This window comes from Planktothrix sp. FACHB-1355, from assembly GCF_014748295.1.
Taxonomy (GTDB): Bacteria; Cyanobacteriota; Cyanobacteriia; order Cyanobacteriales; family Aerosakkonemataceae; genus Aerosakkonema; species Aerosakkonema funiforme_A.
In genome coordinates this window covers 1-5,737 of record NZ_JACJUP010000351.1, presented here as the reverse complement: position 1 = coordinate 5,737, position 5,737 = coordinate 1, and the positions used below count along the sequence as shown (strand labels likewise).

Below are 5,737 nucleotides of genomic sequence, written 5' to 3'. Positions count from 1 at the left end.
GCTCTTCCGATCTTTGTTCGTAAACTTGAGTCTGACGAATGGCGATTTCCAACTGCTGGGCGAGCAATTGCACGATTTCAATTTCAGCTGATGACCAATGACGAGGGCGATCGCGCAAACAGGCAATCAATCCTATTCTGCTTTCCTGCCCAGATGTTCCATCCCTACTATCCTTACAGACAGGCACCAACAGGGTGGCGAAGTCTCTCTGCATCTGTAAGCTAGGGGAAACCCCTGCCCTGTTCAGTTTCAATTTGGGTTTTGCAAATCCTCCAATCTGCAATCGCGAAAGCAGTCTAATAATACCGCCGTAGGCTGATGGTGCTGGATACGAGCCGCAGTTGACTACCAATTGGCCTTGGGTGAGCGTACTTGCTGCCGAGCCAAAAATTTCTATCCAATCATACCCCCACTGTATAGATTGTATAGATTTTTGATGACTGCGAACTTCCTCGTAGACTACTTGAACCCTTTGCGTTTCCGGAAAGTACCACAAAAAACTACAACAATCTAAATGTAACAGGTTGGCTACTTCTTCCACTGCCGTTTGAAGTAGAAACGACCCATGTATCGCTCCTACTTTTATTTCCAGAGAGTTCCAGATGCGCTCAATAACTTTTCGCATCAATGCGCTCCGTTTTTGGGGATCTTGAATCCAAGCAATTTCACATCGATCTGCATAAGGGAGCACAGGGGATAGCCGAGGTAGAAGGGATATAGAGCCTAGCATAGTTATACCTGAAGAACATTTGATTCTTGTGTCCAAATTGCTTAAACTCTTCTGCATTGGTAAGCCTTTTCTAGTATTAGTTGCGTATAAGTTTTAAGCTTTTTTATGCAAATGCTTAATTTTTGGTAAAAATTGTTAAGTCAGTAATTCTTAACCATTTAAAATTTGACTTATAATCAACTTTTTATTTTAAACTAAAGCCAAATTTTTCTGATAAATTTGCTTTAATTTGGGTTTAAATTTATATAATATTTTGGATTGGGCGAGCAAAATGAATCAAAATTTACAAAATTGCAAATTGGTCTGACTCGATTGATAAGCACAAATACCCTGAAAAAGCCTTTCCTACTACCACCAAGCTCAGTACAGCTATAGTGGGGGCCTTAGTTCACAAAGATAACAAAAGACACGATCGGGGATTAGCCGTTACCAGTCCGAGCAGACAACGAGTAAAGCTAACCGCAAATGCCGCGAATGCCCGGAGGATTCCTGGTTTTTGCTTGGTTTGAGCTGGCTGCACTCTCCTTATTTGCGCTATCTTCCGCAGTGCCTTGCAATGTAGGAGCTGCGGGAGATGGTACAGGCACGAAACTTTTATTCCCAAAATTGGCAGATCTTTGCTTGTGAGTAATAGGAATTTCAATGCAGAACTCAGTTCCCTGTCCGGGTTCTGAGACGCACTGGAGTGACCCTCTATGTTTTTCTACGACAATCTGATGGCTGATCGACAACCCCAACCCAGTTCCTTTACCTACCGGCTTGGTAGTGAAAAAGGGGTCAAATAGTTGCGCTTTTACTTCCTCTGTCACACCTGGCCCATTATCGGCAATCCGCACAGTCACATAATCGGGATGTAGGACTTCTGTACGAATGCGAATCTGAGGTAATGCGTAATGGGTATATCTCCCTCTCTGCGCTTCTCCCCATTTTCCACTTTCTTCTAAGGCATCAATGGCATTGCTCAGAAGGTTCATGAATACTTGATTAATTTGACCTGCGTGGCATTGCACCAAAGGCAAATCGCCGTACTCTTTGGTTACTTCGATCTGAGGCCGATCGCTTTTGCCTTTGAGACGACTTTGCAAGATCAACAGCGTACTATCAAGGCCCTCGTGAAGCTCTACCAGCTTCATTTCCTTTTCATCCATTCGAGAGAAAGTTCGCAGCGATGAAACAATCTGACGGATGCGATCGGCACCTACTTTCATTGAAGATATAACTTGCGGCAAATCTTCGATGAGAAAATTGAGGTCAATATCTGCAATCTTGGCTTGAATCACACAGCTGGAATTGGGATATTCTTCTTGATAAAGATGCAACAAAGTGAGTAAGTCTTTTACATAGTTGCTAGTGTAAGTCAAGTTTCCGTAAATAAAGTTAACCGGATTGTTGATTTCATGGGCAAGACTGGCAACCAATTGACCGAGACTGGAAATTCTTTCGGTATGAATCAGCTTAGTCCGCTCGTGTTGTAAATCGCGCAGTGCCTTTTCCAATTCTTGCGCTTGCGCTTGGGCGGCTGCTGTGGCAGCGCAGCTGTGCTGATAAAGTTCGATCTGATTGATATCAAGCGCTAACTGCTCGGCTTCGCTTTCTGTTTGATACTGACTGACAACGGCATCCAGAGCATCTAGCAGTTCGTCGGATGTAGCGTTAAGGATGTAGCGCAAATGAGGATTATCCTGAGTCAGTTGACTTTGTTCCGCTTGCAGTAAGGCTCTAACTTCAAGGATGAATTTACGAACTTGTCGATCTAAGTTCAGAGGTGGTTCAAAGTACATTGCTTTTACTACCGATGAAGGATTTCCTGGTAGTTTCAAGTCAGGATCGCCCTCGATCAATCCTTTGTGGGACTTTTCCATTAAATCGATCGCATCCCGCAACACAGAACGCAACCTTTCCCACTCAACCCGATCTTGCGTGCAAACCAATCTGAGCGAAAACAGCGCGGTTCTTTGAGACAGCATTCGCTGGCGACCGCTCACATTGACAACTGCGGCACTAATCGCTCTGGCTGTGGCAATTCGATCGACCTCTAAGTCTGTGGTGAAATCAAGCACGGGTAATAGCCCCAAATGAAGGAAATTCTAGATTTTGGCATTTGTAGAAGCTTGACCCATAAAGTTTTTTACTAAGTTCTGGAAGCGATAAATACAAAAAAGCCTTTATATTTGCTACACTCGCTTCAAAAAATTATCAAAATTATGAAAGTTTTTTATTCAGTGATGACTGTGGCCGCAAAGACAAGGTTCCATGCAGTAACTAAAAAAAATATCCGCTCAAAAGCAAAAGCGTTTAGTGTACTTCTATACAAACGTAGTAATTTATTATACCAAAGAAAAGCCGCAGGCAACTTCTCTTTTAGCTGCGGCTTTTTGTTAAGAATTTTGTAGGGACACGGAGAAAGGGATAGAAAAAGCCAAAAGTCAAAAGTCAAAACTAGGAATCTATTGGTTCTTATTGAGCCATATTTTGCCTGTTATCGCTTCTATCCCCCTGTTATATCTCCCATACTCCCTCTTTCTCTTATTTTTGACTTTTGAATTTTGACTTTTGACTTTTATAGATATTGTTGAACGGCTAGAACTAAATTGTCAGCCCAGTGGTGGGCGAGTTCGGCGCTGACGGCTTCCACCATAACGCGGATCAAAGGTTCGGTTCCGGAAGCGCGAACTAAGATACGGCCAGAGTCTCCCATTGCAGCTTCTGCTTGTGCGATCGCATTGGTGAGAGCGTCGCTGTTTTTCCAGTTAACGCGGCGATCCCGATCTTCCATCCTGACATTTTTCAATAGTTGCGGGTAAGTTTGGAAGCTGCCATCGACCAATTCGGATAGAGAAGCATTCATCCGTTTTACCAACGCCGCCAAATGCAACGAAGTGAGCAGACCGTCGCCACTGACGGCATAATGACGGCAGAGGATATGTCCGGATTGCTCGCCGCCCAGCATAGCACCGTGACGGAGCATTTCTGCATGGACGTACTGATCTCCCACTGGCGTCCGCAGGAATTCACCGCCTAGATTTTTCCAAGCTCTTTCAAAACCCAGGTTAGCCATCACGGTAGCCACAATCATATTTTTGGGCAGTTGTGCTGCTGCTGCCAGAGTTTTCCCCCAGAAATAGAGGATGCGATCGCCATCCACAACTCTACCTTGAGAGTCTACTGCCAATACGCGATCGGCATCTCCATCAAAGGCAAATCCCATATCTGCCCGATATTGTTTGACAGCGTTTTGGAGGGGTTCGAGATGGGTCGAACCACAGTTGACATTGATGCGATCGCCATCTGCACTGTCATGCAAGCAAATCACCTCTGCCCCCATATCGGCGAACACTTGGGGTGCTATTCCCACAGCTGCCCCCCATGCCAGATCCAGCACAATTCGCATTCCCCGCAGATCGATATCTGGCAGCAGAGGTTTCTGAAGCGACTCGGCGTAGCTACCCAACAACTCCCGACGATGGTAGTGCCTACCCCAAGCATTCGCCGCCAAATTACCGAGCTGACCCCGCAGTCCTGCTTCAATTTTTTCTTGCCATTCTTTGGGCAACTTTGTACCATCCGGGCCAAAAATTTTAATCCCGTTGTCTTCTGGCGGGTTGTGACTGGCGGAGATCATCACTCCTCCTGCTGCCTCAGTCACACTGGTCAGATAAGCTACAGAGGGCGTGGGGCATACACCCAAATGCCAAACTTCCAATCCGGCAGAGGTAAGACCGGCGGCTAGTGCCATTGCTAACATATCGCTGGAGTTTCTGGTATCTTGGCCCAGAACGATCGGCCCCAAAGCGTTGCCATTTGCAGAGGTCGATCGCAGCATTTGACCTGTCCAATAACCCACTTGTAGGGCTAGTTCGGCATTGAGCAACTCTCCCACTCTTCCCCGAATCCCATCTGTGCCAAAAAGCGGCGTTCCGGGCAAACTTAAGGGGTTCCAACCGCGATTGCTATTGAGCGGTTTTGCCGATTGGATCGATTCAGCCAAGCAGAATGGTGATTCCGAAGGGCTAGACACTTGAGTCCGAACGGGGCTTTTTACCATATCTTTATAAACACTCCACACAACACACTTACTTACACTGGAGGATAACACTTTCCGGAATTACCATACCTTCTGCACTTGTCTGCCTGATAGTTTCTAGCTTTTCCAGTTAAGCCTGGGAAAGCAAACCTGTATTGCTAGAATGAGACGATTTTACTAAGACTAAACCGACTCAAACACCGACTTCTGACAACAGGGGTTGGAATGTCTCCCACGTCAATCCTTGTTCGATATAGCGAGGAGAATCCGGGTTATAAGGACTTGCTAACCTGTCGATCCTGATAATTTTTGCCTCTGATGGCAATATCGGCACATCCGCATCGAAAGATGTCGGACGCATTAAGGAACTGGAATAACCTTTGAAAATGGCAACTCGGTCTTCTTCACCTGCAATTTCAGCTGTCACGAGCAGTACTTCCTGCGGACGCCTGAGAGTGTATCGCTCCAGACGTTGGCCAACAGAATTGGTCATAAAGTTTTAGCGATCGTTAGTTATTTGTTGATTGCTCAGGGGTAATGGTTCATAGCTAATAGCTAATATCTTGTGATTTCTATCTTCCACTATCCCTCAGCCATTGGCTAGCTATTATTGTTCCATTGCTGAGCGTCCTTGTTTGCCCAATCTGAAAAATATAAAGTAACTCAAGTAACTAACATAAATAATCAATGCAAGGATCGCCAAAAAACCCAAAAATGCCTCATTTGTATTGGCATGGAATATCTGCTTGTAACCCCAAGGCGGATCTAGCCAAACTCGACAAAACGGGTTTGACAGTAGTGCTTGCTTAGACGAAATTGCACAGGTGAGGAAAGGAGTTCCCAAAATCGCTCCCAGCAGACTGTAAACTGTTATCCCCCAACGCCATGATGTAATAGCTAACTTTAATTCGCGTTGGGGTAAGTCGTTAATTTCTTCATTGATATCCGCCCAAAACCACAATGATACGGGAATGAGCAGACGC

5 protein-coding genes are annotated in these 5,737 nt (G+C 45.4%); all 5 read right to left on the bottom strand.

The window, feature by feature from the left end; all coding sequences use genetic code 11:
* Positions 1-625: GAF domain-containing protein (locus H6S82_RS15605; RefSeq protein ID WP_191056395.1), on the bottom strand; the 625-nt coding region annotated here is incomplete at its 3' end.
* A 560-nt stretch (positions 626-1,185) separates the two neighbouring features.
* A complete protein-coding gene (locus H6S82_RS15600; protein ID WP_190472702.1) occupies positions 1,186-2,790 on the bottom strand; it encodes an ATP-binding protein in 1,605 nt (534 codons plus the stop codon).
* 500 nt (positions 2,791-3,290) lie between these two features.
* Positions 3,291-4,775: a phosphoglucosamine mutase gene (gene glmM / locus H6S82_RS15595; RefSeq protein WP_190472699.1), complete on the bottom strand. Its 1,485-nt coding sequence runs from the start codon at positions 4,773-4,775 to the stop codon at positions 3,291-3,293.
* A gap of 172 nt (positions 4,776-4,947) precedes the next feature.
* Positions 4,948-5,247: a hypothetical protein gene (locus H6S82_RS15590; RefSeq protein WP_190472697.1), complete on the bottom strand. Its 300-nt coding sequence runs from the start codon at positions 5,245-5,247 to the stop codon at positions 4,948-4,950.
* A 114-nt stretch (positions 5,248-5,361) separates the two neighbouring features.
* A partial coding sequence (locus H6S82_RS15585; protein ID WP_191056394.1) for a DUF3177 family protein occupies positions 5,362-5,737 on the bottom strand: 376 nt, incomplete at its 5' end.